Genomic DNA, 25,054 nt, shown 5'->3' on the forward strand with positions numbered 1-25,054 from the left:
CGCCCTCGGCGCTGCGGGCTTTTTTTCATTCGGCGATGCTGCATTGGCCTGCAGACATGCCGATGATCAGTTCAAACGCGGAAGTAGCCCACCGACGAATCGAACGGCAGGCGCTTGAGTTCGATCTTGTTCAGATCCAGCACGTCACGCAGCGCGGCAGTTTCGCCAGGGAAGTTGCGGTAGGCGACTTCGTCCAGCACCACGATCGCGCCTTTAGGCATGTAAGGCAGGAAAGTCTCCAGCGCCACCTTGGTGGACGAATACAGGTCCGTGTCGAGGATCAGCATGGCCACTACCAGATCGGGGCGGGTTTTCACAAAGGCAGGCACGGTTTCCAGAATGTCGCCCTTGACGATCTCGCAGCGCGGGATCCGATTGACCGGGCGAATCAGATCGTTGGCCTCGATCATGTCCTGAATCAGGGTCTCGTCGGTGTCGGAGAACATGCTTTCATTGATGTCGGCTGGATCCTGCTCGGCATCGATGCTGGCAAAGCCGCCGAAGGTATCGAAACCGATGATCGAACGGTTGATCGCATAGGGTTCCAGAATCATCGATAGCTGCATGTACAGCATCAACGAGTTGCCTTTGTATACGCCGCACTCGACGATAGCGCCCGGAATGTCTTGCACCATCTTGAACAGTTCGATGCGCGAAAGCGCAGCGGTCACGGCGATACGGTTGGCAAACACGAACGGCGCATCGGCCACGTATTGGGCATCGACACGGCTCAGCACGCTGGCGCGCTTTTCGTTGTACTCGACCTCGGCAGCAGTCAGACGACGCTTGGTCATGGGTTAACTCCCTGGAATTGCGAAAAGTCGCTGGCGTTGAAAAAGTCTTTGAAGCCGGCCTCTGCATCCGAACAACCGTTGTCGACGTTCGGTGCACCGCGCTTATGCAGCAGGTCTTGCAAGTGGATCAGACGGAAGTCCACGCTGAAACGCACCTTGTCGGTGAAGTTGGCTACGGTGCCGTGCAGATGAGCGCCAGAGAAAATCAGCATTTCGCCGCTGTTTGCAGCCACACGCAGTTCGGCGCTGGTATCGATGTCTTCCAGCGGCACCGGGTGTACCCGGGTTTCTTCAGTGATGTTCTGCGAAGCCTTGTGCCGTTGCACATGAATCCAGTCATTGAGGCTCCAATCAGCGGAGCTGTTTCGCACCGGCCGCTCGAAATAGGCCGGGTTGATCATCATGGTCTGTTCGGGCTCGATGCTGTACACCGGCATCCAGGTATTCACCTGGCTTTCCACACTGCCGTACCAGGTATCGCGGTGGGGCTTGTATGCGTAGCTCACACCTGCATGCAGGTACTCGTAGTTGGGCACTACACGCACACGAGGCACGTCGAAGATATAGTCCTTGGGATCGGCCCCGATCTCGCGAATGAAATCGCGGATCAACGCCTTGGCCTGCGGACCATTGGTAAACTGCCGCTTGAGTGCAGTGACACGCTCTACGAAGGTCTCCACCGGCATCATTTTGTGCAGCGACTGGTGGTCGGTTTCGCCATCAAAGGCGGCGGTAATACTCTGCCGGGCCAATGCACACAGCTCATGTGCATTGCCAAGGGCGGTTTCCAGGAAGATATCACCCCTGAACAGCGAGCCCCGGTAGTCCGGCTTGTTCTTCACCTGATTGACATAAAAATTCATACTTGTCCCTTCAGGACCTCATTGAGACCAATGTCCACCACGAACTACGTGGGCTGGCAGCGGTGCATGGATTGAAGCGGACGCAAGGCGACGCATCCAGCCGCTGAGGGCGGGAACTCCAACCATGGCGATACAGGTGTATTACCTGTATCCAGTGCTTCAGTGATCGGCATGCCGGCAGGAAACTTTAAGCGCGCGTGACGCCGATGCTGGCCAAATATCGGCTAATTAGTGGCCTTCAATGGCATACACAGCGCGCACCTGTTCCACGCTCGGAAAGTGCTCGGTAATCAACCCGCGCTGCATTGTCTTGTGCTGGGTGAACGGATACTCGCGCTCGATGAACGTCGGCTCACTGGCATTTTCATAACGCCCACTGACGGAAATCCGCAAGCGCTCATCCCCTTCACGAGAAGACCGATGAATGGTGAAGTTCGACATCAAGCAAACGCCACCCTTGCCGACACAGACAGGAACGAAGTCATCTTCCTTGAAGTGCTTTTCGTCGACCCTCAACACATGCTGTTCCTGGTCGCCGCTAAGCAGGCCCAGCAAATGACTGCCGGGCATCACCTCCATGGTGAACAATTGCGTGTCGATGTCCATGAACGGGATCCAGGTGGTGATGGTATCCAGGCTGCCCTGGACTGAAGTCCAGTCCTGATGCACGTCAAACCCCTGATAACCTCCCGGGATCACCAACTTTTTCGACATCAGATGCAACACAGGGGTGGTCTGGAACAACGGAGTAACGACGCCCAGGTCGGCAGCCGCTTCGCGTAGTCGATCGGCGGTCATCAACCGGTAGACGCCGTACAGCTTGGAGCACATGCGCAGCGTCGCCAAGTAGAGAGGAACGCTCGCCCCCAGCAGTACGGCCATGTTCAGATGCAGGGCTTCAACGGCAGGACCATCAGCGACAGGTAGAGCAAGCCGGTCCAACTGTTGGGCAAATGCCAGATTGAAGTGGACCAGGGTTTCGTCGAGATGACGCGGGTCGAAAATGCCTTCGGCGACCAGATAACCCTGCTCGCGATAAAAGCGGATTTGATTTCGATCAAGAATCTTTCCCATCGGCCCGGTGCCCTTTTTTGTTACGCAAGCGGAGGTGCTATCGTGGCCAGCAGTATACACAGCGTACCCTCAGCACCGGTTGACCTGACTCATCCTCGAACACACTGGATACCCTGATGCAAAAAGTTGTCATTTTCGGAGTGCTGGACACCGCCCAACTGGCGCACTACTACCTGAAAAAAGACCCTGCAGTGGACGTGGTAGGCTTTACCGTGCACGAACGCTACCTGCCAGAATCGAGAATGTTCGAAGGGCTGCCGGTGGTGCCCTTTGAAACCCTGCAGGACTATTTCCCAAGCACCGACTACAAGCTGTTTGCGCCCATGACCGGCCGCAAGATGAACCGCCTACGTGAGTCGGTGTACATTCAGGGCAAGCAAAAGGGCTACGACTTCATTAGCTATGTCAGCCCCAATGCCACGGTAAACGACAACGTCATCGGTGAGAACTGCTTCATTCTCGAAGACAACACGCTGCAACCATTCACCACCATCGGCAACAATGTGGTGATGTGGAGCGGCAACCACATAGGCCACCATGGCGAGATCCGCGATCATGTGTTCTTCGCTTCCCACGTGGTCCTCTCCGGGCACTGCCTGGTCGAGCCCTTCGCCTGGTTCGGCGTCAACGCGACCATCACCAACAATTGCACGATCGGTGCAGGTACCTGCGTCGCCATGGGGGCACTGATTTCAAAAGACACTCAACCCTGGCAGCTCTACATCGGCGCACCCGCGCGCGCAGTAAAGAGCAGTCAGGAACTGGATTTTTAGGTAGAGCATGGCCTGGAAAAAACTCGGTAGAACCTTCGACCCCGATAAAGACTGGGTCGGCTCCCACGCCCAAGTGCCCACCGCGCTGGTGCTGGACGATGTGATTCGGGTATTCATCTCCACCCGCAACAGCGCAGGCAAAAGCCTGTGCTATGCGGTTGACCTGGACAAGCAGGACCCGCGCACCGTCGTTGCCCGCCACCGCGAACCTTGCCTGGGTTTCGGCGCTCCCGGCACCTTCGATGACGAAGGCGTGATGCCCAGCTACGCCCTGAAGAAAGATGGCCGTACCTACCTGTACTACAGCGGGTGGAACCAGCGCCTGACCGTGCCCTACCACAATGCCATGGGCATCGCGGTTTCTGACGACGACGGGCTGCACTTCGAAAAACTGTTCGAAGGCCCGATCATGGATCGCACTGCCACCGAGCCCTACCTGGCCGTGACGCCCACCGTGCTGTTCGACCAAGGCCTGTGGAAGATGTGGTACGTGTCCGGTACACGCTGGCTGGAGGTGGACGGCAAATACGAGCCGTTGTACGTGATCAAGTACGCCGAATCCAAAGACGGATTCGAGTTCACCCGCTTCGCGCCGCAATGCCTTGAATCGCGCTTTGAGACCGAAGCCTTTTCCCGCCCCTGCGTCATCAAGGAAAACGGGATTTTCAAGATGTGGTACTGCTCACGCGCATCGCAGGACTACCGCAATGGCGCCGGCTCGTATCGCATACGCTACGCAGAGTCGCCCGACGGCAAGACCTGGACTCGCTACGACGATGCGGGTATCTCACCGTCAGCCGAAGGCTGGGACTCGCTGATGACCTGCTACCCGTTCATCTTCCAGAGCGGCGAGCGCACCTACATGCTGTACAACGGCAACCGTTTCGGGACCAGCGGCTTCGGCCTGGCCCAGTGGAGTGATGATGAATAACGAACAGCTTCAAAACGAAGTCTACAAACTCGAATCCACTGCATCGGATTTGCAGTACGCCTTTCGTGACAAGTTGCGCGACATGTACCTGAACAGCCCGCTCTCTGACGACGACGTGCTTTTCAATATCGGCCTTTATACCCGCAGCTCAGTATTGGTGAAGTTCATCGTCTTGAGCGACCTTTACAAACGCTTCAAGCATATCCCGGGGATGATCTGCGAGTTTGGCACCTGGTACGGCCACAACCTGGTGCTGCTGGAAAACCTGAGGGCCATGTACGAACCGTTCAACAAACAGCGGCAGATCGTCGGTTTCGACACCTTTGAAGGCTATTGCGCGCCGGGTGAAAAAGACTGCAAGGAGAGCGGTGTGTGGGTTGAGAACTCCTACTCCACCAAAGCCAGCTACAAGGATTACCTGAGCGAACTGTTGCAGGTGCACGAAGGCAACAACGTGCTGGGACACAAGCGCGGAGTACATCAACTGGTTGCGGGGGACGTCTGTCAGACCGCGCCCGAATTCTTCAAGAACAACGGCTCGGCCATCGTCGCTTTCGCCTACTTCGACATGGGTCTGTACGAGCCAACCCTGGCAGCGCTCAAGGCGGTCAAGCCCCATCTGGTTTCCGGCAGCATGCTATTGATGGATGAGCTGACATGGGCTCAAGCACCAGGCGAAGCGCTGGCCTTCAAAGAAGTCTTCACCCCTGCTGGATACACCTTGGAGAAGTGCGAGCTGTACCCCTCAAAATGCATCGTCACGATCAGGTGAAGCGCCTATGATTTCTTCCGAGGTATTCGACCAGCGCATGGCGGAACAAGGCTGGGTGATCTTTGAGAAGGCCATCCCGATCACTATCGTCGAGCAGATGCGTAAAGACATCCACGAGGCCTATGCAATCTGCCGCCACTACCAGATAAAAAACGGCATCGATCAGGACACCAGTTACACCGTGCACCACCTGATCGGCCAGTTTGGCAGTTTTCTCGACTGTCTGAAGGCCTACCCTATCTATGCCTTCATCGAGCGCTATTTCGGCGGGCAGTTCATCCTTAACTCGTATGGCGGCGCCATCAACACCCGCGACAGCCAATCTTACGCCCAGCGCGTTCACCGTGATATCCGTTCGTTTTCCGGTGACATGCCGTTGCTACTGAACACGCTGGTGATGCTCGACGACTTCACCGCCGCCAATGGCGCGACCTGGATGCTCTCCGGTTCGCACAAGGCCGAAGCCAAGCCGACGGACGACTATTTCATGGCCCACGCCGAACAGGCGATCGCACCGGCCGGCAGCATCCTCATGTTCAACTCCAATGTCTGGCATGCGGGGGGCAGCAACGTTACCGATCAGGTGCGCCGCTCGGTGACGCCAATGTTTTCCAAGCCGTTCATCAAGCAGCAATTCGACTACCCGCGGGCCCTGGGCTATGACCTGGGGCCAAACCTCGACCCATTGATGCGCCAGGTCATCGGCTACAACGCGCGGGTACCCGCATCGCTGGACGAGTGGTATCAGCCACCGGCCAGGCGCATGTATCACTCCAACCAGGGTTAACCATGTCACGAGATCTGAATACCGAGTACCAGGACACGGAAAACCGCCTGTACGCCTACGATTTCGACTATATACACCGCGACTACATGCTCAGGGCGCTAAACGGGCAGTTTCGCCCCGGGAATGCGCTGGAAATGGGATGCTATCACGGCGAGTTCACCAAAAAGTTGCTGCAGGTCTTCGATGACGTGACCGTGCTTGAAGGGGCCTGTGACCTGCTCGAAGTCGCCCGCAAAAACGTTGCCGATTCGCGCGCAACATTCATCCTGGGTCGGTTCGAAGACACTACCCTGGAACGTCGCTTCGACAACATCTTCCTGATCCATACCCTCGAACATCTGACCGAGCCGCAGCCGGTGCTCAAGAAGATACGCCAGTGGCTGGCGCCGGGTGGCCGGCTATTCATCGTCGTGCCCAATGCCAATGCGGCGTCGCGGCAGATCGCGGTGAACATGGGGCTGATCGACTTCAATGCAGCTGTTACCGATGGCGAGCGCAAGCACGGCCACCGTTGCACTTACAGCCTCGACACACTGGAGCACGAGGCGTTGCAGGCGGGCTTCGAAGTGACCCAGCGCGGCGGTATCCTGTTCAAGCCGATGGCCAACTTTCAGTTCGATGCAGCCTTGCGTGCCGGTATCATCGACCAGGCATTCTTCGAGGGCTGTTACAAGATGGGCATGAAATACCCGGACCTCACCGCGAGTATCTATGTAGTCTGCCAGGCTTGAACCTCAGAGGTAGTCGTAGGCCGCCAAGTGCGGCCCGATGCCCTCGGCGCCGACCTCCATCAGGGCATCGATGATCGACAGGTACGGTGTGAAACCCCCGCAGCGTTGGCGATAGCCCATTACCCGCATACCGATGAAACGCAGATCGATGTTGGCGTCGGCGAACCGCTCCGCCTCATAGAGCGAGCGCCCGCCCTGAGCATTGATATAGCAGGTAGCACCTTCGTGGCGGCAAATATCTAGAATCCGCGCCTGCGCTCTAAGTTGAGCATTGCCGTAAGCCTCACTACTCGTAACTAGCCGAGTCGTTTGGCCCATGAAGTTGGCCAACACCTGAATTTGATGACTCAGAAAACCCGCGAGATTGTTGTCTTCGTGCGCCAGAATACGCTCTATCACTGGAAATACCTGATCAAAGCAGGGTGCCTTGCGGTAGGCCATTTCCACGCTGCGCAGCATACGTCGTTGCCACTGGGCAGCAGGCGCGATGTCTATTTCGTTGATCTTGCGGTTTTGCGACGCCTGCAATAACGGCAGCGTGATCAGCCCTGGCGCCCCGTTGATGAGGATGCGATTGCGGTTGATCCATCCCCGCGTGATGAAGTTAACGTCATCGTAGACCACGAAGCAGTCTGCAGCCTTCAATAGTTGCCAATAGCCAATGTAGGGAAACAGGTACGGCTGCATGATCGCCACCCTGGTCATGCACTGGCCCCGACGATCAAACCGATAATGAAGTCCACGGTGCAGAGATCCAGATCAGGATAGATCGGTAGGCAGATAACCTGCTCCACCGCCTGATGCGCTACTGGCAGGTTGTCGGCACTGGACGATGGGTACCCGCAGTACATCGGCAAGCCACTTATCAGGGGCTGGAAATAACGCCGCCCATGGATGTTGTGGGCGGCGAGGTGCGAGAACAGTGCATCACGGCCAAGCGCAAACTCAGGCCCTACCAGTATCGGGAAGTACGCATGATTGGCGACTGCCTCGCCCCTCCCCTCGATACAGCGAATACCCGCAATACCCGCAAGGCCTTCGCGATAACGCTGGTCGATCAGCCGCCGTTTCCCCAGCGCCTCATCCAGGCCATCCAGCTGCAACATGCCAAAGGCCGCGTGAATTTCGCTGAGCTTGCCGTTAGTACCGGTCAGTTCTACGGTACTTCCGTCGGGAGATAGACCGAAGTTCTTCAACTGGTCTATGCGCCGCTTGGTCTCCTCGTCGCGACAGATGACAGCGCCGCCCTCGAAGGTGCTGAACACCTTGGTAGCGTGAAAGCTCAGGGTCACCAGGTCGCCGTGACGCAGCAGGCTACCGTTTTCATCCTGCACACCGAAAGCATGAGCCGCGTCATAGATCACCTGCAATCCATGGTGCTCGGCAATCGCGCGTATAGCCTCGACATCACAGGGATGGCCATAGCAATGTACTGGCAGGATGGCCGTGGTTTTGTCGGTGATGGCCGCTTCGATGCGTGCCGGGTCAAGGTTCAGGGTGTGCGGGTCGATATCGACGAATACTGGCGTCAAATTGTTCCATAGCAGCGAATGGGCAGTAGCAACAAAGGAGTAAGGCGTTGTGATCACCTCACCGCTGAGCCCGGCCGCTTGCAACGCTGTAATCAGCGCCTGACTACCGTTGCAGAATAGCGAAATATGTTCCACGCCCAGGTAAGCGCACAACGCCGCTTCCAGTCGCTGGTGCATGGCTCCGCCATTGGTCAGCATGCGGCTGTCCCAAATTTCCCGCAGGTATGGCAAAAAAGCCTCCAGCTCGGGCAACGCAGGCTGGGTCACGAAAACGGGTGGCCGACCAATCATGAGCGGTGTTCCTGTGGCCGGCGACGGTGGCCAACCTTGTGTTGTTCAGGCGTGGTCATATGCGCAATGTCAAAGCGCCTTGTCGAATTCATGCCGCGCCCAGAAGTCGCGCATGATTGCCCAGCAGCGTCGGGATTCACCCTGTGCAGCGGCGCCGTAGAGCACCTGACATTGCTCGCCGTGGATGCGGAAGCTACTCAGTGGCTGAACCAGATAAACGGTGTTGCCGCGCAGTGCCAGGTTGAGAAAAATCGCTACGTCGGAGGCCCAGGCGATGGGTTGTTCGTCTACCGACATGAAATCCGGAGTAATGTCCAGCATGTCAGCGCGGCGGAACATGACCGTGCTTGGCTCGCCAACGAAATTGATCTGCGACTGCATCAGTGCGGTGCCCAGCGACAGGCCTTCGATCATCGCATCGTCTGCCACGGGGGCTTGGGTTGCTGCGATATCGGCTAGAGGTTCGCCATACTGGTCGATGCGCTGGCGCTTGGAGGTTACAAGCGTAACGTCTGGATGAGAGCGGAAGCTGTCGAGCATCCGTTCCACGCATTCGAGTTCCAGCAGGTCGTCGTCGTTGAGGAACTTGACGAATTCGCCACGAGCCTCTTTCAAGCAAAGTACATGATTTAGACGGCCAATGTCTTTTCCGGCATCAGGGTTGCGCACATAACGCACGCGCGGGTCGTCCTGGCTCAGGTCGGCGCAGATCTTTTCGATCTCATCAGTCGGGCAGTCGTCGCACACCAGGATTTCCAGGTTGCGGTAAGTCTGGTTAAGCGCGCTGCCCAAGGCGTCGTATAGGTGTTCGGTTTTGTAGGTCGGCATGACAATGCTGACCAGAGGCTGGGCATCCGCCGCCAATTGACGCTGCGGCTTGCAAAATTCCAGCACTAACTGGCCCGCCACCGAAGCGTCCAGCCCACTCAGATGCGGATCGCTGCTATTGGCTTCTGCGGTGATAGCTATCGGTTCCAGCCCTACCATCGTGCAGATCCGCGTGAGCTCCTCGGCGTCGAAGGTCCAGGTATGCTGGCGCAGGGCTTTGTTCAGCCTTTCAGCGCGACCGACGCCCGGCGCCTCAGGGCGTGTGCGGTTATTAACATAATCGTCCACCAACGCTTCCAGGTCGGCGCAGACGAGACGGATCACCCCGCCCGGCTGCAGGACTCGGCGGCATTCGTGCAGCAAGCGAATACCTTGATTACGCTCGAGTCGCTCCAGAAGATGAGCACTATAGATCCCAGGCACCGTGCCTTGGTCCCACGGCAAAGCCTGGCCCGGCTTCCATTGCAGATCGGCGCCCGTGGACTCCACATCAATATTGATAAAGCCTTGGCGAGGGTGATCGGCGCAACCTAGGTTCAAATAGATGGGGAGCATGGTACTCGCTTCGAAGGGGTCAACAAGGGCGTAGTGCAGCAACCCAGTTATCGGCCGTGCTCTTCAAATCATGACCGTTGGTTCCGGGACATTATGCAACAGGAGTAGCCCCAAATCGAGAAACCCAATCAGCACCGCGCAACAGGCGCAATACAGCAACGTGATCGGACATTTCTTCAATTGACGTCAGTACGCCGTATAATTCTGCCCCCGCAATCCGATGATGCTTTCTCATGAAGAAACTGCTGTACGTCTTTACCCTCGCCCTCTCTGTCATCCCCGCCGCCTTCGCCAACCCCCCCGCAACGTTTACCGAAGCCAAGGTTGTCGCCAAACAGAAAATCTACCTCGACCAGGCCGACAGCCCCATGGGCGAGCTGTACTGTGGCTGCAAATGGAAGTGGGTCGGCAAGTCCGGTGGCCGTGTCGATGCCAAGTCCTGCGGTTACGAAACCCGCAAAGTGCAAACCCGCGCCGAGCGTACCGAATGGGAGCACATCGTGCCGGCCTGGACGTTTGGCCACCAGCGCAAATGCTGGCAGAACGGTGGTCGCGAGCATTGCGTCAATGAAGACCCGACCTTCCGCGCCATGGAGGCGGACCTGTTCAACCTTTACCCGTCTGTGGGTGAAGTGAACGGTGACCGCAGCAATTTCAACTACGGCATGGTTTCCGGCGTTGAGCGCCAGTATGGACAGTGCACCACCAAGGTCGACTTCCAGCAAAAAACCGCCGAGCCGCGTGACGAAGTCAAAGGCCTGGTTGCGCGTACCACGTTCTACATGTTCGACCGGTACAAGTTGAGCATGTCGCGCCAGCAGCAGCAGGTGCTCATGGCCTGGGATAAACAGCACCCGGTGTCGGCATGGGAAAAGCAGCGCAATCAGCGCATCGCCGCGATCATGGGGCACTCGAACCCCTTCGTCACCGGCGAGCGCACATGGACGCTGGGCTACAAGCCTGTCGGGGCGATGGACGTGGTAGCTTCGGCTCCCGCGAAAACGGCTGCGAGAGATGTCGGCAAGCCGACCCTGGCGAATGCGCCAGCTGACGGTGCGATCATTGGCAACCGTAACAGTCACGTGTACCACCTGGCCAGCGGTTGCCCCAGCTACAGCCAGGTCGCTCAGAAAAACCAGGTAGCCTTTGGCAGTGAAGCAGAAGCGCAGCGTGCAGGTTACCGCAAGGCAGGGAACTGCAAGTAGGCGTATGGAGCGAGAGAAGATATGGCGTCCCAGGCAGGATTTGAACCTGCAACCTTCCCCTTAGGAGGGGGATGCTCTATCCAATTGAGCTACTGAGACACGAGAACCGGCAGCGAACGCTGCACAGCTGGACGGCGAGCATGTTAACCAGCGGGCAGCCGTTTGTCATGCATCTATCGGGCTTTTTGCACGTAGGGCTTTTCGGAGGCTTGTGTCAAACGGGCACCCCGTGCTGACGCAGCAGGTCCATCAAGGTGCTGACCGCCGCGGCCAGTGGCCCTGAGTTGTCCAGCACATGCACGCGGGGATCGGGGCAGGACTGGAGCCTGGCGCTGCGCGCCAGGCGCTGATCGATCTCTTGCGCTGCCTCCCTGCCCCGGGCAACCAGGCGCGCGCGCAACACCGCTGGGTCAACCTCCAGGCGCACTGCCAGCAGGCTGGGGTAGCGCCTGCGCGCCTCGGGCAGATAGCCACGGGAACCGTTGACCAGCACCGATCGCCCTTGTGCGAGCCAGATGTCCACTTGCTTGGGTATGCCGTACTCCAGGCCGTTGGCTTGCCAATGCATGGCAAACTCGCCTGCCGCACGCATCGCTTCGAAGCGCTGTGGCGTGACGCTCAGCGCCGCCTCACCTGCGGCCTCTGCAGAGCGTGTGATCACTCGCCGGGCGATTTCCACACCGGCGGCAGCCAGTTGTGAGCGAGCGGCCTCGATCAGAGAATCTTTTCCCGAACCGGAAGGGCCTATCAAATAAATCAGGCGACCCGAGGCTTTATCGTGGGAGCTTGCGTCATGTTGCATAGCCACTATGCTCTATGGAAGGAAACCCGCGCATTTTAAGGGTTTTCTCTACCCTTTGCCGCGTTTTACGGGTTTTTGACGGCAGAGGGCTGACGGTAAGGCGATCCTGGAAATGCAAAACTTTTCCAACCAGTACTCATTTCTGATAATTGGTACTGGCAAAAAGCCTTTACCGAGATCACTATTTGTCACAGAATTGACGCCAAGGAAACGGCGACCTTGAGGCAAGATGAGCACCAAATTTTCCAGGCGGTTGAACATTTTGTCGTCGCCACGGTCGTACCAGCATCCCGTGCGGCCAATTTGTGAACCGCTTCCCCTGAACCAAAAACCGGTTAATTTATATGCGCCCAATGAAACAGGCTATTTATTCGAGCCGCACCGCTGACAAGTTTGTCGTCCGCCTGCCAGACGGAATGCGTGAGCGCATTGCCGAGGTAGCGCGCAATCATCACCGCAGCATGAACTCCGAGATCATCGCACGCCTGGAGCAGAGCCTTATCCAGGAAGGTGCGCTGGGCGACGAGCTGAGCATGCGCCTGGACAGCCCGGAACTGTCCCTGCATGAGCGCGAGTTGCTGCAACGCTTCCGCCAGTTGTCCCACCGACAGCAGAACGCGCTGGTCGCCCTCATCGCTCACGATGTGGAAATGGCAGCCGACGCCTCCTGAGGCGCGCAGCAAAAATAAGAAAGCCAGCGTAAGCTGGCTTTTTTTTTGGGTTGTTCACTGGTCGGTGGTGATCCGGCCGGGCACATGCCTTGATCGCCCTGGCGGCCTGGGTATCCAGCGCCGCACGGGCGGCGCATACACCTGCACCATCACAGCAGGAACAGCGTAGCCAGCCCCAGGAAGATGAAGAAGCCACCACTGTCGGTCACGGCCGTGATCATCACGCTGGACCCCATGGCAGGGTCGCGCCCCAGGCGCGTCAGGGTCATCGGGATCAATACCCCCATGAGCGCTGCCAGCAACAGGTTCAACGTCATGGCCGCAGTCATGACCAACCCCAGTGACCAGCTGTCATACAGCCAGAACGCCACAGCACCGATCACCCCACCCCAGATCAGGCCATTGAGCAGCGACACCGCCAGCTCTTTGCGCATAAGGCGGCTGGTATTGCCTGGCGACACTTGGTCCAACGCCATGGCGCGAACGATCATGGTTATGGTCTGGTTGCCGGAGTTGCCGCCAATACCCGCCACTATCGGCATCAGCGCCGCCAGGGCCACGAGCTTCTCGATCGAGCCCTCGAACAGGCCGATCACCCGCGAGGCCAGAAACGCAGTTATCAGGTTGATCGCCAGCCAGGCCCAACGGTTGCGCAATGAACGCCAGACCGAGGCGAAGATGTCTTCCTCCTCGCGCAGACCCGCCATGTTGAGCACTTCGCTCTCGCTCTCTTCACGAATCAGGTCGACCATCTCATCGATGGTCAAACGGCCGATCAGGCGGTCGCTCTTGTCCACAACTGGCGCCGAAACCAGGTCGTAACGCTCGAAAGCCTGCGCAGCGTCGTAGGCATCTTCGTCGGGGTGGAAGGACACCGGATCAACCGCCATGACCTCCGCGACCTTCTTGTCCGGGTCGTTGACCAACAGGCGCTTGATCGGCAACACACCTTTGAGGATGCCGTCGTAGTCGACCACGAAGAGTTTGTCAGTGTGGTTGGGCAGCTCTTTGAGGCGGCGCAGGTAACGCAGAACCACTTCCAGGCTGACATCTTCACGGATGGTCACCATCTCGAAGTCCATCAGCGCACCAACCTGCTCCTCGTCGTAGCTCAATGCCGAGCGCACACGCTCACGCTGTTGGGCATCGAGGCTTTCCATGAGCTCATGGACGACATCACGCGGCAATTCCGGCGCCAGGTCCGCCAGCTCGTCGGCGTCCATTTCCTTGGCCGCAGCGAGGATCTCGTGATCGTCCATGTCGGCGATCAGCGATTGACGAACCGAGTCGGAAACCTCAAGCAAGATGTCGCCGTCACGGTCCGAGCGCACCAGCTGCCACACCGTCAGGCGGTCTTCCAGGGGCAAAGCTTCGAGGATATAGGCGATATCTGCGGGGTGCAGGTCGTCGAGCTTACGCTGCAACTCGACGAGGTTTTGACGGTGGACGAGGTTTTCCACCAGGTCGTGGTGATGACCTTCCTGACGATGGGTCAGGTCTTCAACGACGCGCTGACGCTGCAACAGTTCGACCACCTGGGCCAGGCGATCCTGCAGGCTCTCTTGCGCTTTCTTTACTTCTACTTCAGTCATAGGCGAACTCCACTCCCAGCAGCGGAGCACGCCGGGGGAATCAATCGGTCAGATCAGGCTGTAAGAATCTTGTTAACGAGTAACTACTGGGTAAGTCCATGGTGGTATTCCACAAGCCCCGGCGGGGCTGACGGGCGCAATCATACACTGCCTAAGCTGTCAGATCGCTTAAATTTTTGGCCAGAACAATCGTTTGCGCGATAAAGCTATGACAACGCTCGAAGCCATGTGTGCGACGGCACGAGCCAGCGAAAAAACACATGCGGCGCAAAGAAGTGTCGGGCGGGTTGATTTTCAGTCTAGCGGGCATCACTGATAAATCAGTGAACGGCAGAAGACAAAAAGCCCGCTCAATTGAGCGGGCTTCTTGATATGTGGCGGACTCAGGAGGATTCGAACCTCCGACCGCTCGGTTCGTAGCCGAGTACTCTATCCAGCTGAGCTATGAGTCCGTGGTTGGTAGTTTTAGGCCAGATTACCACTGGCTGACTGAAGCCGCTTTGCAAGCAGAGCCACTTCAAAAAGTGGCGGACTCAGGAGGATTCGAACCTCCGACCGCTCGGTTCGTAGCCGAGTACTCTATCCAGCTGAGCTATGAGTCCGTAGTTGGTAGTTTTAGACCAGATTACCACTGGTTGCTTGAAGCAGCTTTGTAAGCAAAGCCACTTCAAAAGTGGCGGACTCAGGAGGATTCGAACCTCCGACCGCTCGGTTCGTAGCCGAGTACTCTATCCAGCTGAGCTATGAGTCCGTATCTTGCCGCGCATTATAGGTCGCTGAAACATTTTTGCAAGAACTTTTTCGTTTAAATTCAACGACTTAGCGTTCTTACCGATTACAGCGCCCTAAGCGAATAATGGCGGTGAAGGGGGGATTCGAACCCCCGATACCCTTATGAGGTATACTCCCTTAGCAGGGGAGCGCCTTCGGCCACTCGGCCACCTCACCGCAACACGAGGCGAATATTAAACAGGCTCTTCCTCGTTTGCAACCCTTTTTTTGAAAAAAACTTCAAAAAAATTAAAGGCTTGGCTCCTCATCCTTCTCTTTCTTGATCCGCAGGTAGATTTCCTCGCGGTGAACGGCCACTTCCTTGGGCGCGCTGACGCCGATACGCACCTGGTTTCCTTTGACGCCGAGCACCGTCACGGTGATCTCGCCATCTCCAATGATCAGGCTCTCGGCGCACCGACGAGTCAGAATCAACATAGCTTTCTCCTTACGCAAGACATTCAGGGATAACAGTCTGGGAACAACAGGGCCTGGCCGTGGACGACGACACAGGGCTCCGTAGCACGTCACGCTGGCAGGACAGGGCCTGCGTGACGCGCAGAAACGCGAAGGGCGCGGCAAGCCGCGCCCCTCAAGGCAACGCCTTACTCGCCCTGTCGGGCCGGAGCGTCAAGCTCGAACGCGGTATGCAGCGCGCGAACGGCCAGCTCCAGGTACTTCTCTTCGATGACGACCGACACCTTGATCTCGGACGTGGAGATCATCTGGATGTTGATGCTCTCCTTGGCCAGGGCTTCGAACATGCGGCTGGCAACACCCGCGTGGGAACGCATGCCAACACCGACGATCGACACCTTGGCGATCTTGGTATCACCGATCACTTCGCGGGCACCGATTTCACGTGCGGTGTTTTCCAGCACGCTGTGAGCCTTGTCGTACTCGTTGCGGTGTACGGTGAAGGTGAAATCGGTGGTGTTATCGTGCGAAACGTTCTGCACGATCATGTCCACTTCGATGTTCGAAGCGCTGATCGGGCCGAGGATCTTGAAAGCGACGCCCGGGGTGTCCGGCACGCCGCGAATGGTCAGCTTGGCTTCATCACGGTTGAAGGCGATACCGGAAATGATCGGCTGTTCCATGGATTCCTCTTCATCAATGGTAATGAGGGTACCTGGACCCTCCTTGAAGCTGTGCAGCACGCGCAGCGGAACGTTGTACTTGCCGGCGAACTCCACCGAGCGGATCTGCAGCACCTTGGAGCCGAGGCTGGCCATCTCCAGCATCTCTTCGAAGGTGATCTTCTCCAGGCGGCGCGCCTGTGGCACGACGCGCGGGTCGGTGGTGTAAACGCCATCGACGTCGGTGTAGATCTGGCACTCGTCAGCCTTGAGCGCGGCCGCCAGGGCCACGCCCGTGGTATCGGAGCCGCCGCGGCCCAGGGTGGTGATGCTGCCGTGCTCGTCAACGCCCTGGAAACCGGCTACAACCACCACGCGCCCGGCCTTGAGGTCGGCGCGAATCTTCTGGTCGTCGATCTGCAGGATGCGTGCTTTATTGTGCGCGCTGTCGGTGAGGATGCGCACCTGGTTGCCGGTGTAGGACACCGCCGGCACACCACGCTTGATCAAGGCCATGGCCAGCAGGGCAATGGTGACCTGCTCGCCGGTGGACACGATCACGTCCAGCTCACGCGGAACCGGCTGATCGGTGATCTGCTTGGCCAGGTCGATCAGGCGATTGGTTTCGCCACTCATGGCCGACAGCACAACCACCAGGTCGTCGCCCGCTTCACGGTGTTTCTTGACCTTGTCGGCAACCTGCTCGATCCGCTCGATGGAACCGACAGAGGTACCGCCAAATTTCTGTACGATCAACGCCATTTCAATGGTGCCTCAGCCCATACCGGGCCTCAAAAAAACCATCCAACATGGAGGGGCCGATGACTAGACCATCGGCCCCTCCATCTCAAAGTCCCTGCTCTGCGAACGGCACGGCCAGCGCCAGGGCCTGGTCCAGCGCAGCGACGTCGACGCCACCGCCCTGAGCCATGTCCGGACGGCCACCGCCCTTGCCACCCACTGCCGCAGCGGCTTGTTTCATCAGGTCACCAGCCTTGAGTTGGCTGGAGAGGTCTTTGGTCACGCCGGCCACCAGCACGACCTTGCCCTCATGCTCGCTGCCCAGCAGGATCACTGCGTGGCCGAGCTTGTTCTTCAACTGATCGACCAGGGCCAACAGGGCCTTGCCATCCTGCCCATCCAGGCGGGCGGCGAGGACCTTGGCACCCTTGACCTCAACAGCCGCATTGGAGAGATCGTCCCCTGCGGCGCTGGCGGCCTTGGCCTGCAGCTGTTCCAGCTGCTTCTCAAGCTGACGGTTGCGCTCGAGCACAGCCGACAGCTTGTCGATCAGGTTGTCACGGTTGCCCTTGACCAGCTGCGCGGCTTCCTTGACCTGCTCTTCGGCAGCGTTCAGGTAGGCCAGTGCAGCAGCGCCGGTCACCGCTTCGATACGGCGCACGCCAGAGGCCACGCCGCCTTCGCTGATGATCTTGAACAGGCTGATATCGCCGGTGCGCTTGGCGTGGATACCGCCGCACAGCTCGACGGAGAAATCGCCACCCATGCTCAGCACGCGCACGGTATCGCCGTACTTCTCGCCGAACAGGGCCATCGCGCCCTTGCGCTTGGCGGTTTCGATATCGGTAACTTCAGTTTCCACCGGCGTGTTCTTGCGCACTTCGCGGTTGACGATATCTTCCAGCGCCTTGATCTGCGCAGGCGTCACCGCCTCGAAGTGGCTGAAGTCGAAACGCAGACGCTGGCTGTCGACCAGCGAGCCCTTCTGCTGCACATGCTCGCCCAACACCTGGCGCAACGCTTCGTGCAGCAGGTGCGTGGCCGAGTGGTTCAGCGAGGTGGCGTGCTGCACCTCGGCATCGACCTTGGCTTCGACCGGAGAACCGATCAGCAGCGCGCCGCTGGCCACCACGCCATGGTGCAGGAAAGCGCCGCCGGTCTTGGTGGTGTCTTGCACGTCAAAGCGCACGGCGCCGGACTGCAGGTAGCCGGTATCGCCGACCTGGCCACCGGATTCGGCATAGAACGGGGTGCGGTCCAGCACCACGACGCCCTGCTCGCCCTCGCCCAACTGGTCGACTGACTGGCCGTCCTTGTACAGGGCAATGACCTTGCCCTGACCTTCGGTGGCGTTGTACCCGACGAAATCGGTGGCGGTGTCGACCTTGACCAGGCTGTTGTAATCCATGCCGAAGGCACTGGCCGAACGGGCACGCTCACGCTGGGCATCCATCTCGCGCTCGAAGCCCGCTTCATCGATGGTCAGCTCGCGCTCACGGGCGATGTCGGCGGTGAGGTCCATCGGGAAGCCGTAGGTGTCGTAGAGCTTGAACACCACGTCACCCGGCACGACGTCGCCCTTGAGCTGGGCAAGGTCCTGCTCGAGGATGCGCAGGCCCTGTTCGAGGGTCTTGGCGAACTGTTCTTCTTCGGCCTTGAGCACGCGCTCGATGTGGGCCTGCTGGCTCTTGAGCTCGGGGAACGCCTCGCCCATCTCGGCAGCCAGGGCTGCGACGATCTGGTAGAAGAAGCTGCCCTTGGCACCCAGCTTGTTACCGTGACGGCAGGCGCGACGAATGATGCGGCGCAGCACGTAGCCACGGCCTTCGTTGGACGGCAGCACGCCGTCTGCGATCAGGAAGCCGCAGGAGCGGATGTGGTCTGCCACGACTTTCAGCGAAGCCTGGCCGTCGTTGCTGCAGCCGATGGCCTTGGCCGCAGCGCTCAGCAGGTTCTGGAACAGGTCGATCTCGTAGTTCGAGTGCACGTGCTGCATGACCGCACTGATGCGCTCCAGGCCCATGCCGGTATCCACCGACGGCGCTGGCAGCGGGTGCAGCACGCCATCGGCAGTACGGTTGAACTGCATGAAGACGTTGTTCCAGATCTCGATGTAGCGGTCACCGTCTTCTTCCGGGGAACCGGGTGGGCCGCCCCAGATATCGGCACCGTGGTCGTAGAAGATCTCGGTGCAAGGGCCGCACGGGCCGGTATCGCCCATGGTCCAGAAGTTGTCGGAGGCGTACGGGGCGCCTTTGTTGTCACCAATGCGCACCATGCGCTCGGCCGGCACACCGACTTCCTTGGTCCAGATGTCGTAGGCTTCGTCGTCGCTGGCGTAGACGGTGACCCAGAGCTTCTCTTTGGGCAGGTTCAGCCACTTGTCGGAGGTCAGGAAGGTCCAGGCGAAAGTGATCGCATCGCGCTTGAAATAGTCGCCGAAGCTGAAGTTGCCCAGCATCTCGAAGAAGGTGTGGTGACGCGCGGTGTACCCGACGTTTTCCAGGTCGTTATGCTTGCCACCGGCGCGCACGCACTTCTGGCTGCTGACCGCACGGGTGTAGGCGCGCTTCTCGGCACCGAGGAAGCAGTCCTTGAACTGGTTCATGCCTGCGTTGGTGAACAGCAGGGTCGGGTCGTTGTTCGGAATCAGCGAACTGGAGGCGACTCGGGTATGGCCCTGCTCTTCGAAGAAGCGAAGGAAGGCTTCACGGATTTCTGCGCTTTTCATAGGTTCTTCCACGGAAACGACGGCCCCTGGGGGCAAACGCGTCGACGAAACGACGGCAAAGGGCCGCATTATATCGGTCCTGCAATCTCGGTGCAGTGTGTTTATGCGATGCAAAACGTCGATTGGACGGCTTTTGAAGCGCGTGCAAACGAAAATGACATGACCGGATGCTAAATGCAGGCTTTTGCCGCTGGCAAGCCTATTACCGCTCAAGGGAAGGGAAAATGGAACAGGCGGTGAATTAAATGATTGTCATGGGCAAGGTTCAGCGACGACCGGCCTTGGCAGAAGCGCCCTTTGGCGACAACAAGGCCGCTCCTGCCAGGCACTGCGCAAACTCAGCCCAGACGCTGGCCTGAGTCCGGGACGATAAGAATCCCGGCGCGCAGCCCGTTCTTGACCTTGGGGTTGGGGAAGATGATCCGCGCCCCCTCCTCCTCCACCACCCAGCGCATTTCAGCCAGGTCCTCGGCCAGCAGATAACCTTTGCTCAGCTCGGAGAAGTTCTCGATATCCGCCGGCAGATGCAGGCGAAAGCCCTCACTGTGCTTGATGATCTCGCGAGCCACACTGAACAGTTTAAGACCATCGAGCGACTCCCCGGCCTCAGGCTCATCGCCTTCGATAATCTGGATCAGGCGCTGCTCCAGCTTGTCGAGGTTGACCTGCTCGTTCTGCCCGAACGGCCGCGCCTTGCCGAGCTCCAAGGTAAATGCTTCGGCATCCAGCTGCTCATAGGTGAACGCACTGAAGGTGATCGATGACTTGCTCTGCAGCAGCACCGCTTCCATGCCTGCAGCAGCCAGCCGAGCCAGCTCGCGGCGGGAATGCTTGCGCCCCTCTTTATAGGGGTAAAGGGCAAACTGCTCTATCTTGGAGCCACGAATGGCGGTGTGCAGGTCGTAATGCAGACGGGTACGCTCAGGCTTGCTGAAGAACACCCGGGCGAACTGCTCAAGCTCCGCAGCACGCAGTGCCTCGAAACCACTGGAAAGCTCGTGACGACCATTGAACAGGCGGTTGATGTCCTGCTCGATGAAGCGCTCGCCCTTGCGGATCGCCGCTGGGTTGCCGAACAGGAACATCACACGCGAACGCGGCTTGATCGTGCCATCGGCCACGCCGTGCAGCAGCCGTTCGAGCAATTCGATCGGCGCTGTTTCATTGCCATGAATACCGGCCGACAACAGCAGGTCCAGCCTGCAATCGTCGCCGTCGGGCGGACGCACCTCGAGTGCGCCCTCCCCCAGCCAGCGTAAACGCACGCCCTTGGGTGTAACTTGGGTCTTCTCGGCCGGCTCGTGATCGGTCAGGGTCAGCTCAAGCAATTTGCCAAGGGCGAGCATAGGCGCTTCCTTAGTGGTCGTGGCCGCAGTCGGGGCCATGGACGTGGTCATCGTCTTCACCGACTTCTGCCGGCTCCATCTCCAGCTGCAGGCTGACCAGGTTGGTAGCCATCGGGCGCAGGAGCAGGTTGGCGTACTCGGTGTCGTTCTCATCGACGTCGACACCGATCAGCAATTGGCCACGGCCGTCTTGCTGAATCCACACTTCCTTGCCCTGCCAGACAACGGCAAAGCGGGTGCAGGAAGTTTCCAGCTGGGTGCCGTCTACATCTTCAAGGATCAGGCGCAGGGCGTCGGTCATTACAAAAGTCTCTCTTCAAGGTTGGCGTTGGAACGGATACACCGAGCCCAACTTCAGAATCTGGGTCAACTCATCCAGCGCCGTACGGCATTCGACCAGCAACTGCGGGTCGGCAAGGTCCGCTTCGCCCAGGCGGTCGCGGTAGTGCTTGTCGACCCACTGCACCAGTGTGTCGTACAGCGGGGCGGTCATGATAACGCCTGGATTGACCGCCGCCAGTTCCGATTCCTTCAAAGCCACGCGCAAGCGCAGGCATGCCGGGCCGCCGCCGTTCTGCATGCTTTGCTTGAGGTCGAACACCTTGACCTCCTTCACCGCGCCACCCTGGCGGGTCAGTTGCTGCAAGTACGCCCAGACCCGCTCATTGTTGCGGCACTCCTCCGGCACCACCAGCAGCATCGAGCCGTCGTCGCGGCTGAGCAGTTGGCTGTTGAACAGGTAGGAACGCACCGCATCCTCTACCGCCACCGCTGCCCGTGGTACACGGATAGCCTGGAAGTTGCCACCCTTGCTGGCCAGTTTAGCTTGCAGCTGGCCAAGCACCGCGTCAGTCTCGAGGAAAGCATCTTCGTGGTAGAACAGCACCTCGCCATTGCCCACCGAAATCACATCGTTGTGGAATACACCCTGATCGATCACCGATGGGTTCTGTTGAGCGTAGACCACACCGTCATCGCTCAGACCGTGAAGCCGTGCCACGGCCTGTGAGGCTTCCAGGGTCTGGCGTGCCGGATACTTCTGCGGCGCGGGATAACGGCCGTCGAACGCGCTGCGACCATAGACGAAAAACTCGACGCCCGCCTCGCCGTAGCTGCGGCAGAAGCGCGTATGGTTGGCCGCGCCCTCGTCGCCGAACTGCGCCACGGCAGGCAGCGCCGGGTGATGGGCAAAGTGCTGCTCATTACTGAACATGGCGGCCAGCACACGGCTGGTGGTCGGATGCTCGATGCTGCGGTGGTACTTGCAGTTGAGGTTGGCAGCGGTGAAATGCACGCGGCCATCAGCGGTGTCGGCGCTGGGGCTGACGGTGGCCGCGTTGGCCACCCACATGCTCGATGCCGAACAGCTGGCGACCAACAGCGGCATGGCCTCTTTGGCGGCGCGCCGGATCACTTCGGCATCGCTACCGCTGAAGCCCAGACGACGCAGAGCGGCCACGTCCGGGCGCTCCTGCGGCGCCAGCACGCCCTGCTTGAAGCCCATATCGGCCAGCGCTTTCATCTTGGCCAGGCCTTGGCGCGCCGCTTCACGCGGGTTCGAGGCCTGCTGGCTGTTGCTCTGCGAAGCCACGTTACCGTAGGACAGGCCGCCGTAATTGTGGGTAGGCCCCACCAGGCCATCAAAATTCACTTCATAGGATTTCATCGGCTAGGCTCCGTGACCTGTTGTTATAGGGTGACGCCCGGCGTCAGGGTCGCCGGCAGGGCAAGGCTGGCAGTCTCCAGCGAAGCCACGGGGTAAGCGCAGTAGTCGGCGGCGTAATAGGCGCTGGCGCGATGGTTGCCACTGGCGCCTACCCCCCCGAACGGCGCACTGCTGGCGGCACCGGTCAGTTGCTTGTTCCAGTTGACGATGCCGGCGCGGCTGCGCAGCCAGAAGTACTGGTAGCGGGCACGGGAGTCGGATAGCAGGCCAGCCGCCAGGCCGTACTGGGTGTTGTTGGCCTCATCGATGGCGGCATCGAAGTCCGCGTAACGAATCACCTGCAGCAGCGGGCCGAAAAATTCTTCGTCGGGCCGGTCGGTCACGGCAGTGACATCAATGATGCCCGGGGTCAGCAATGCGGCATCGGCCTGTGGCTGGGTCATCTCCAGCAACCGGGTGGCGCCTTTGGCGAGCAGCTCAGCCTGGGCCGCGATCAGCGCCTGCGCAGCCTGCAGCGAAATGACCGAGCCCATGAAAGGTGCCGGCTGCTGATCGAAAGCGCCGACCGTGATGCCTTTGCACACCTCGACCAACCGCGCGAGCAGCGCATCGCCCCAGGCGCCCTGCGGCACCAGCAGGCGGCGAGCGCAGGTGCAGCGCTGGCCCGCGGAGATGAACGCCGACTGGATGATCGTGTACACCGCCGCATCGAGGTCCTTGACCTCATCCACCAGCAATGGGTTGTTGCCGCCCATTTCCAGGGCAAGGATCTTGTCCGGACGGCCGGCAAACTGCTGATGAAGCAAGTTGCCGGTGCGGCTGGAGCCTGTGAAGAACAAGCCATCGATACCCGGGTTGGCAGCCAGCGCCACCCCCGTATCACGCGCGCCCTGCACCAGGTTCAGCACGCCGGCAGGCAGGCCCGCGGCGATCCAGCAATTGACGGTCAGCTCAGCGACCTTGGGGGTCAGCTCGCTGGGCTTGAACACTACACAGTTACCCGCCAGCAGTGCCGGAACGATGTGCCCATTGGGCAAATGGCCGGGGAAATTGTAGGGGCCGAACACCGCCACCACTCCGTGGGGCTTGTGCCGCAGTACCGCGGTAGCATCTGCCAGCGGGCCGCTTTTCTCGCCCGTGCGCTCGCGGTAGCTCTGTATCGAGATCGCGACCTTGTTGACCATGCTGCTCACTTCGGTAGCCGACTCCCACAGCGGCTTGCCGGTTTCTTCGCCAATGCAGTGAGCCAGCGCCTCGGAATGCTGCTTCAGCTGTTCGGCGAACTTTTCCAGTACGTCGATGCGCGCCTCCAGGCTCAGTTGCGCCCAGGCTGGAAAAGCCTGACGCGCAGCCTGTACGGCAGCCTCGACCTGGCCGGCATCGGCGCCCTGCCCTTGCCAGACAACGGCTTGCGTGACCGGGTTGAGCGACCGCAGGGCTTCACCCTGGCCGGCCTGCCAGCTGCCGGCGATGTAATGCGTGGTCATTTACTGGGCCTCCCGGCTTGCCGACAGCGGCACGGCGCGCACGTTGTCACCCGCGCCCATGCGCAGGCGCTTGGCGGTCAGCGGGTCCACCACCAGGGTGCCCGCCGCCAGGCGTGCGGGCGCGGCAGTGATACGGCAGTCATCGCGCTTGCGGTTATGGATGATGTAAGGGGTTGCGTCATCGCCAGGCGTACCCACGGCCAGCACCAAGGTCTGGCTCTCGCGTACGGCACGAATCTTCGAGGTTTCGCACTCGATGGCGGGGCCTGCGTCGAAGATGTCCACATACCCCTGATAGCTGAAGCCTTCCTGCTTGAGCATGGCCAGCGCAGGCTCGGTGTCGCTGTGCACACGGCCGATCACGCTGCGTGCGGCCTCCGACAGGAAGCAGGTGTACAACGGGAACTTGGGCATCAGTTCGGCAATGAACGACTTGTTGCCTACGCCAGTGAGGTAGTCGGCCTGGCTGAACTCCATCTTGAAAAAGTGCCGGCCAAGGCTCTCCCAGAACGGCGAACGGCCCTGCTCGTCGGACATGCCGCGCATTTCGGCAATGATCTTGTTGCCGAACAGTTCCGGGAACTCGGCGATGAACAGCATGCGCGCCCGCGACAGCAAGCGGCCATTGAGCCCAGAGCGGTGGTCACTGCGCAAAAACAGCGAGCACAGTTCGGAGTTGCCGGTCAGGTCATTGGCCAGGAACAGGGTGGGGATCTCGCGATAGATGTTCAGCTCTTGCGAGGCGCTGACGGTCAGGCCCACCCGGTAGTTGTACCAGGGCTCGCGCAGGCCGACGGCGCCGGCGATGGCACTGATGCCGACCACCAGGCCTTCGTCGTTCTCCAGCACGAACAGGTAGTCGGTGTCTCCGCGCTCGGCTTCACCCCGGAAGCTCTTCTCGGCCCAGCCGACACGGTGCCCGAGGCGCTCCTCGTTGGCCGGCAAGGTGGTCAGCCCGGTGGTACCGGTGCTGCGTGCCAACTCGATCAGCGCAGGTAAATCGCTGCTGCGTACAGGACGAACGATCATGCT

General features: G+C 59.5%; 24 protein-coding genes and 5 tRNA genes. 7 read left to right on the top strand and 22 right to left on the bottom strand.

Going from position 1 to position 25,054, the window contains the following annotated elements; all coding sequences use genetic code 11:
• Nucleotides 1-71 precede the first annotated feature (71 nt).
• From ABRP30_RS20315 to ABRP30_RS20325, 3 genes are all read right to left on the bottom strand, one after another.
• Nucleotides 72-794, bottom strand: a complete 723-nt coding sequence (locus ABRP30_RS20315) for a TylF/MycF/NovP-related O-methyltransferase (protein WP_012315576.1) — start codon at nt 792-794, stop codon at nt 72-74.
• The gene (locus ABRP30_RS20320) at nt 791-1,657 is read right to left on the bottom strand and encodes a hypothetical protein (protein ID WP_267817784.1); all 867 of its coding nucleotides are present in this window, start codon (nt 1,655-1,657) and stop codon (nt 791-793) included. The genes ABRP30_RS20315 and ABRP30_RS20320 overlap by 4 nt, the downstream gene beginning before the upstream one ends.
• 228 nt (nt 1,658-1,885) lie before the next feature.
• Nucleotides 1,886-2,731, bottom strand: a complete 846-nt coding sequence (locus tag ABRP30_RS20325) for a phytanoyl-CoA dioxygenase family protein (protein WP_267817786.1) — start codon at nt 2,729-2,731, stop codon at nt 1,886-1,888.
• A gap of 116 nt (nt 2,732-2,847) precedes the next feature.
• On the opposite strand from ABRP30_RS20325, the gene ABRP30_RS20330 reads away from it, so the two are divergent.
• The 5 genes from ABRP30_RS20330 to ABRP30_RS20350 are packed head-to-tail and all read left to right on the top strand — an operon-like array spanning nt 2,848 to nt 6,725.
• Nucleotides 2,848-3,504: an acetyltransferase gene (locus ABRP30_RS20330; protein WP_267817788.1), complete on the top strand. Its 657-nt coding sequence runs from the start codon at nt 2,848-2,850 to the stop codon at nt 3,502-3,504.
• A 7-nt stretch (nt 3,505-3,511) separates the two neighbouring features.
• Nucleotides 3,512-4,435 carry a hypothetical protein gene (locus ABRP30_RS20335; protein WP_349976551.1) on the top strand — a complete coding sequence of 308 codons (924 nt, stop codon included), beginning with the start codon at nt 3,512-3,514 and terminating at the stop codon, nt 4,433-4,435.
• Nucleotides 4,428-5,207, top strand: coding sequence for a class I SAM-dependent methyltransferase (locus ABRP30_RS20340; RefSeq protein ID WP_349976550.1), 780 nt, complete (start codon nt 4,428-4,430; stop codon nt 5,205-5,207). Before ABRP30_RS20335 ends, ABRP30_RS20340 begins: the two co-directional genes overlap by 8 nt.
• 7 nt (nt 5,208-5,214) lie before the next feature.
• Nucleotides 5,215-5,994: a phytanoyl-CoA dioxygenase family protein gene (locus ABRP30_RS20345; protein ID WP_241804618.1), complete on the top strand. Its 780-nt coding sequence runs from the start codon at nt 5,215-5,217 to the stop codon at nt 5,992-5,994.
• Nucleotides 5,995-5,996: 2 nt separating this feature from the next.
• On the top strand, nt 5,997-6,725 hold the full coding sequence (locus tag ABRP30_RS20350; protein ID WP_241804619.1) for a bifunctional 2-polyprenyl-6-hydroxyphenol methylase/3-demethylubiquinol 3-O-methyltransferase UbiG: 729 nt from the start codon (nt 5,997-5,999) through the stop codon (nt 6,723-6,725).
• Nucleotides 6,726-6,728: 3 nt separating this feature from the next.
• Here ABRP30_RS20350 and ABRP30_RS20355 read toward each other — a convergent pair whose 3' ends face one another.
• From ABRP30_RS20355 to ABRP30_RS20365, 3 genes are all read right to left on the bottom strand, one after another.
• Nucleotides 6,729-7,412, bottom strand: coding sequence for a WbqC family protein (locus ABRP30_RS20355; RefSeq protein ID WP_241804620.1), 684 nt, complete (start codon nt 7,410-7,412; stop codon nt 6,729-6,731).
• 14 nt (nt 7,413-7,426) lie between these two features.
• Nucleotides 7,427-8,548, bottom strand: a complete 1,122-nt coding sequence (locus ABRP30_RS20360; RefSeq protein ID WP_267817791.1) for a DegT/DnrJ/EryC1/StrS aminotransferase family protein — start codon at nt 8,546-8,548, stop codon at nt 7,427-7,429.
• A gap of 69 nt (nt 8,549-8,617) precedes the next feature.
• On the bottom strand, nt 8,618-9,973 hold the full coding sequence (locus tag ABRP30_RS20365; protein ID WP_372490347.1) for a glycosyltransferase: 1,356 nt from the start codon (nt 9,971-9,973) through the stop codon (nt 8,618-8,620).
• A gap of 191 nt (nt 9,974-10,164) precedes the next feature.
• Between ABRP30_RS20365 and ABRP30_RS20370 the strand changes: the two genes are divergently transcribed.
• The gene (locus tag ABRP30_RS20370) at nt 10,165-11,136 is read left to right on the top strand and encodes an endonuclease (protein WP_267817795.1); all 972 of its coding nucleotides are present in this window, start codon (nt 10,165-10,167) and stop codon (nt 11,134-11,136) included.
• A gap of 22 nt (nt 11,137-11,158) precedes the next feature.
• Here ABRP30_RS20370 and ABRP30_RS20375 read toward each other — a convergent pair.
• The 3 genes from ABRP30_RS20375 to ABRP30_RS20385 all read right to left on the bottom strand — a co-directional run bounded on the left by ABRP30_RS20375 (nt 11,159) and on the right by ABRP30_RS20385 (nt 12,199).
• Nucleotides 11,159-11,235 (bottom strand) — tRNA-Arg (locus ABRP30_RS20375).
• 115 nt (nt 11,236-11,350) lie between these two features.
• Nucleotides 11,351-11,938, bottom strand: coding sequence for a phosphonate metabolism protein/1,5-bisphosphokinase (PRPP-forming) PhnN (gene phnN / locus ABRP30_RS20380; protein WP_349976549.1), 588 nt, complete (start codon nt 11,936-11,938; stop codon nt 11,351-11,353).
• 48 nt (nt 11,939-11,986) lie between these two features.
• Complete coding sequence (locus ABRP30_RS20385; RefSeq protein ID WP_349976548.1) at nt 11,987-12,199, bottom strand: hypothetical protein; 213 nt, start codon at nt 12,197-12,199, stop codon at nt 11,987-11,989.
• Between the two features lie 83 nt (nt 12,200-12,282).
• On the opposite strand from ABRP30_RS20385, the gene ABRP30_RS20390 reads away from it, so the two are divergent.
• A complete protein-coding gene (locus ABRP30_RS20390; protein WP_003254499.1) occupies nt 12,283-12,609 on the top strand; it encodes an Arc family DNA-binding protein in 327 nt (108 codons plus the stop codon).
• Between the two features lie 149 nt (nt 12,610-12,758).
• Here ABRP30_RS20390 and mgtE read toward each other — a convergent pair whose 3' ends face one another.
• The 13 genes from mgtE to astA all read right to left on the bottom strand — a co-directional run bounded on the left by mgtE (nt 12,759) and on the right by astA (nt 25,051).
• Nucleotides 12,759-14,201: a magnesium transporter gene (mgtE, locus tag ABRP30_RS20395; RefSeq protein ID WP_267817799.1), complete on the bottom strand. Its 1,443-nt coding sequence runs from the start codon at nt 14,199-14,201 to the stop codon at nt 12,759-12,761.
• A 375-nt stretch (nt 14,202-14,576) separates the two neighbouring features.
• Nucleotides 14,577-14,653 (bottom strand) — tRNA-Arg (locus ABRP30_RS20400).
• Nucleotides 14,654-14,726: 73 nt separating this feature from the next.
• Nucleotides 14,727-14,803: transfer RNA gene (locus tag ABRP30_RS20405), tRNA-Arg, on the bottom strand.
• A gap of 72 nt (nt 14,804-14,875) precedes the next feature.
• Nucleotides 14,876-14,952 (bottom strand) — tRNA-Arg (locus ABRP30_RS20410).
• A 106-nt stretch (nt 14,953-15,058) separates the two neighbouring features.
• Nucleotides 15,059-15,149 (bottom strand) — tRNA-Ser (locus tag ABRP30_RS20415).
• Nucleotides 15,150-15,221: 72 nt separating this feature from the next.
• Entirely contained in the window at nt 15,222-15,410 is a 189-nt protein-coding gene (gene csrA, locus ABRP30_RS20420; RefSeq protein WP_003254503.1) for a carbon storage regulator CsrA, read from the bottom strand.
• A 167-nt stretch (nt 15,411-15,577) separates the two neighbouring features.
• The gene (locus tag ABRP30_RS20425) at nt 15,578-16,813 is read right to left on the bottom strand and encodes an aspartate kinase (RefSeq protein ID WP_267817801.1); all 1,236 of its coding nucleotides are present in this window, start codon (nt 16,811-16,813) and stop codon (nt 15,578-15,580) included.
• Between the two features lie 85 nt (nt 16,814-16,898).
• Entirely contained in the window at nt 16,899-19,523 is a 2,625-nt protein-coding gene (gene alaS / locus ABRP30_RS20430; RefSeq protein ID WP_241804627.1) for an alanine--tRNA ligase, read from the bottom strand.
• Between the two features lie 338 nt (nt 19,524-19,861).
• Entirely contained in the window at nt 19,862-20,869 is a 1,008-nt protein-coding gene (gene astE / locus ABRP30_RS20435) for a succinylglutamate desuccinylase (protein ID WP_349976547.1), read from the bottom strand.
• Between the two features lie 10 nt (nt 20,870-20,879).
• Entirely contained in the window at nt 20,880-21,170 is a 291-nt protein-coding gene (locus ABRP30_RS20440) for a hypothetical protein (RefSeq protein ID WP_039602667.1), read from the bottom strand.
• A 15-nt stretch (nt 21,171-21,185) separates the two neighbouring features.
• Entirely contained in the window at nt 21,186-22,535 is a 1,350-nt protein-coding gene (gene astB / locus ABRP30_RS20445; protein ID WP_267817807.1) for an N-succinylarginine dihydrolase, read from the bottom strand.
• A gap of 23 nt (nt 22,536-22,558) precedes the next feature.
• On the bottom strand, nt 22,559-24,022 hold the full coding sequence (gene astD, locus ABRP30_RS20450; protein ID WP_349976546.1) for a succinylglutamate-semialdehyde dehydrogenase: 1,464 nt from the start codon (nt 24,020-24,022) through the stop codon (nt 22,559-22,561).
• Nucleotides 24,023-25,051: an arginine N-succinyltransferase gene (gene astA / locus ABRP30_RS20455; RefSeq protein WP_349976545.1), complete on the bottom strand. Its 1,029-nt coding sequence runs from the start codon at nt 25,049-25,051 to the stop codon at nt 24,023-24,025.
• Nucleotides 25,052-25,054: the final 3 nt, after the last annotated feature.

The organism is Pseudomonas sp. WHRI 8519, assembly GCF_040224055.2.
Lineage (GTDB): Bacteria > Pseudomonadota > Gammaproteobacteria > Pseudomonadales > Pseudomonadaceae > Aquipseudomonas > Aquipseudomonas putida_X.

Coding starts and splice junctions, on each gene's coding strand:
- ABRP30_RS20355 (WP_241804620.1), bottom strand. CDS start 7,412: ATGCAGCCGTACCTGTTTCCCTACATTGGCTATTGGCAACTATTGAAG.
- alaS (WP_241804627.1), bottom strand. CDS start 19,523: ATGAAAAGCGCAGAAATCCGTGAAGCCTTCCTTCGCTTCTTCGAAGAG.
- astB (WP_267817807.1), bottom strand. CDS start 22,535: ATGAAATCCTATGAAGTGAATTTTGATGGCCTGGTGGGGCCTACCCAC.
- csrA (WP_003254503.1), bottom strand. CDS start 15,410: ATGTTGATTCTGACTCGTCGGTGCGCCGAGAGCCTGATCATTGGAGAT.
- ABRP30_RS20315 (WP_012315576.1), bottom strand. CDS start 794: ATGACCAAGCGTCGTCTGACTGCTGCCGAGGTCGAGTACAACGAAAAG.
- ABRP30_RS20360 (WP_267817791.1), bottom strand. CDS start 8,548: ATGATTGGTCGGCCACCCGTTTTCGTGACCCAGCCTGCGTTGCCCGAG.
- phnN (WP_349976549.1), bottom strand. CDS start 11,938: ATGCAACATGACGCAAGCTCCCACGATAAAGCCTCGGGTCGCCTGATT.
- ABRP30_RS20340 (WP_349976550.1), top strand. CDS start 4,428: ATGAATAACGAACAGCTTCAAAACGAAGTCTACAAACTCGAATCCACT.
- ABRP30_RS20345 (WP_241804618.1), top strand. CDS start 5,215: ATGATTTCTTCCGAGGTATTCGACCAGCGCATGGCGGAACAAGGCTGG.
- ABRP30_RS20350 (WP_241804619.1), top strand. CDS start 5,997: ATGTCACGAGATCTGAATACCGAGTACCAGGACACGGAAAACCGCCTG.
- astE (WP_349976547.1), bottom strand. CDS start 20,869: ATGCTCGCCCTTGGCAAATTGCTTGAGCTGACCCTGACCGATCACGAG.
- ABRP30_RS20335 (WP_349976551.1), top strand. CDS start 3,512: ATGGCCTGGAAAAAACTCGGTAGAACCTTCGACCCCGATAAAGACTGG.
- ABRP30_RS20390 (WP_003254499.1), top strand. CDS start 12,283: ATGCGCCCAATGAAACAGGCTATTTATTCGAGCCGCACCGCTGACAAG.
- ABRP30_RS20320 (WP_267817784.1), bottom strand. CDS start 1,657: ATGAATTTTTATGTCAATCAGGTGAAGAACAAGCCGGACTACCGGGGC.
- ABRP30_RS20425 (WP_267817801.1), bottom strand. CDS start 16,813: ATGGCGTTGATCGTACAGAAATTTGGCGGTACCTCTGTCGGTTCCATC.
- ABRP30_RS20325 (WP_267817786.1), bottom strand. CDS start 2,731: ATGGGAAAGATTCTTGATCGAAATCAAATCCGCTTTTATCGCGAGCAG.
- astA (WP_349976545.1), bottom strand. CDS start 25,051: ATGATCGTTCGTCCTGTACGCAGCAGCGATTTACCTGCGCTGATCGAG.
- ABRP30_RS20330 (WP_267817788.1), top strand. CDS start 2,848: ATGCAAAAAGTTGTCATTTTCGGAGTGCTGGACACCGCCCAACTGGCG.
- mgtE (WP_267817799.1), bottom strand. CDS start 14,201: ATGACTGAAGTAGAAGTAAAGAAAGCGCAAGAGAGCCTGCAGGATCGC.
- ABRP30_RS20440 (WP_039602667.1), bottom strand. CDS start 21,170: ATGACCGACGCCCTGCGCCTGATCCTTGAAGATGTAGACGGCACCCAG.
- ABRP30_RS20385 (WP_349976548.1), bottom strand. CDS start 12,199: ATGTTCAACCGCCTGGAAAATTTGGTGCTCATCTTGCCTCAAGGTCGC.
- astD (WP_349976546.1), bottom strand. CDS start 24,022: ATGACCACGCATTACATCGCCGGCAGCTGGCAGGCCGGCCAGGGTGAA.
- ABRP30_RS20370 (WP_267817795.1), top strand. CDS start 10,165: ATGAAGAAACTGCTGTACGTCTTTACCCTCGCCCTCTCTGTCATCCCC.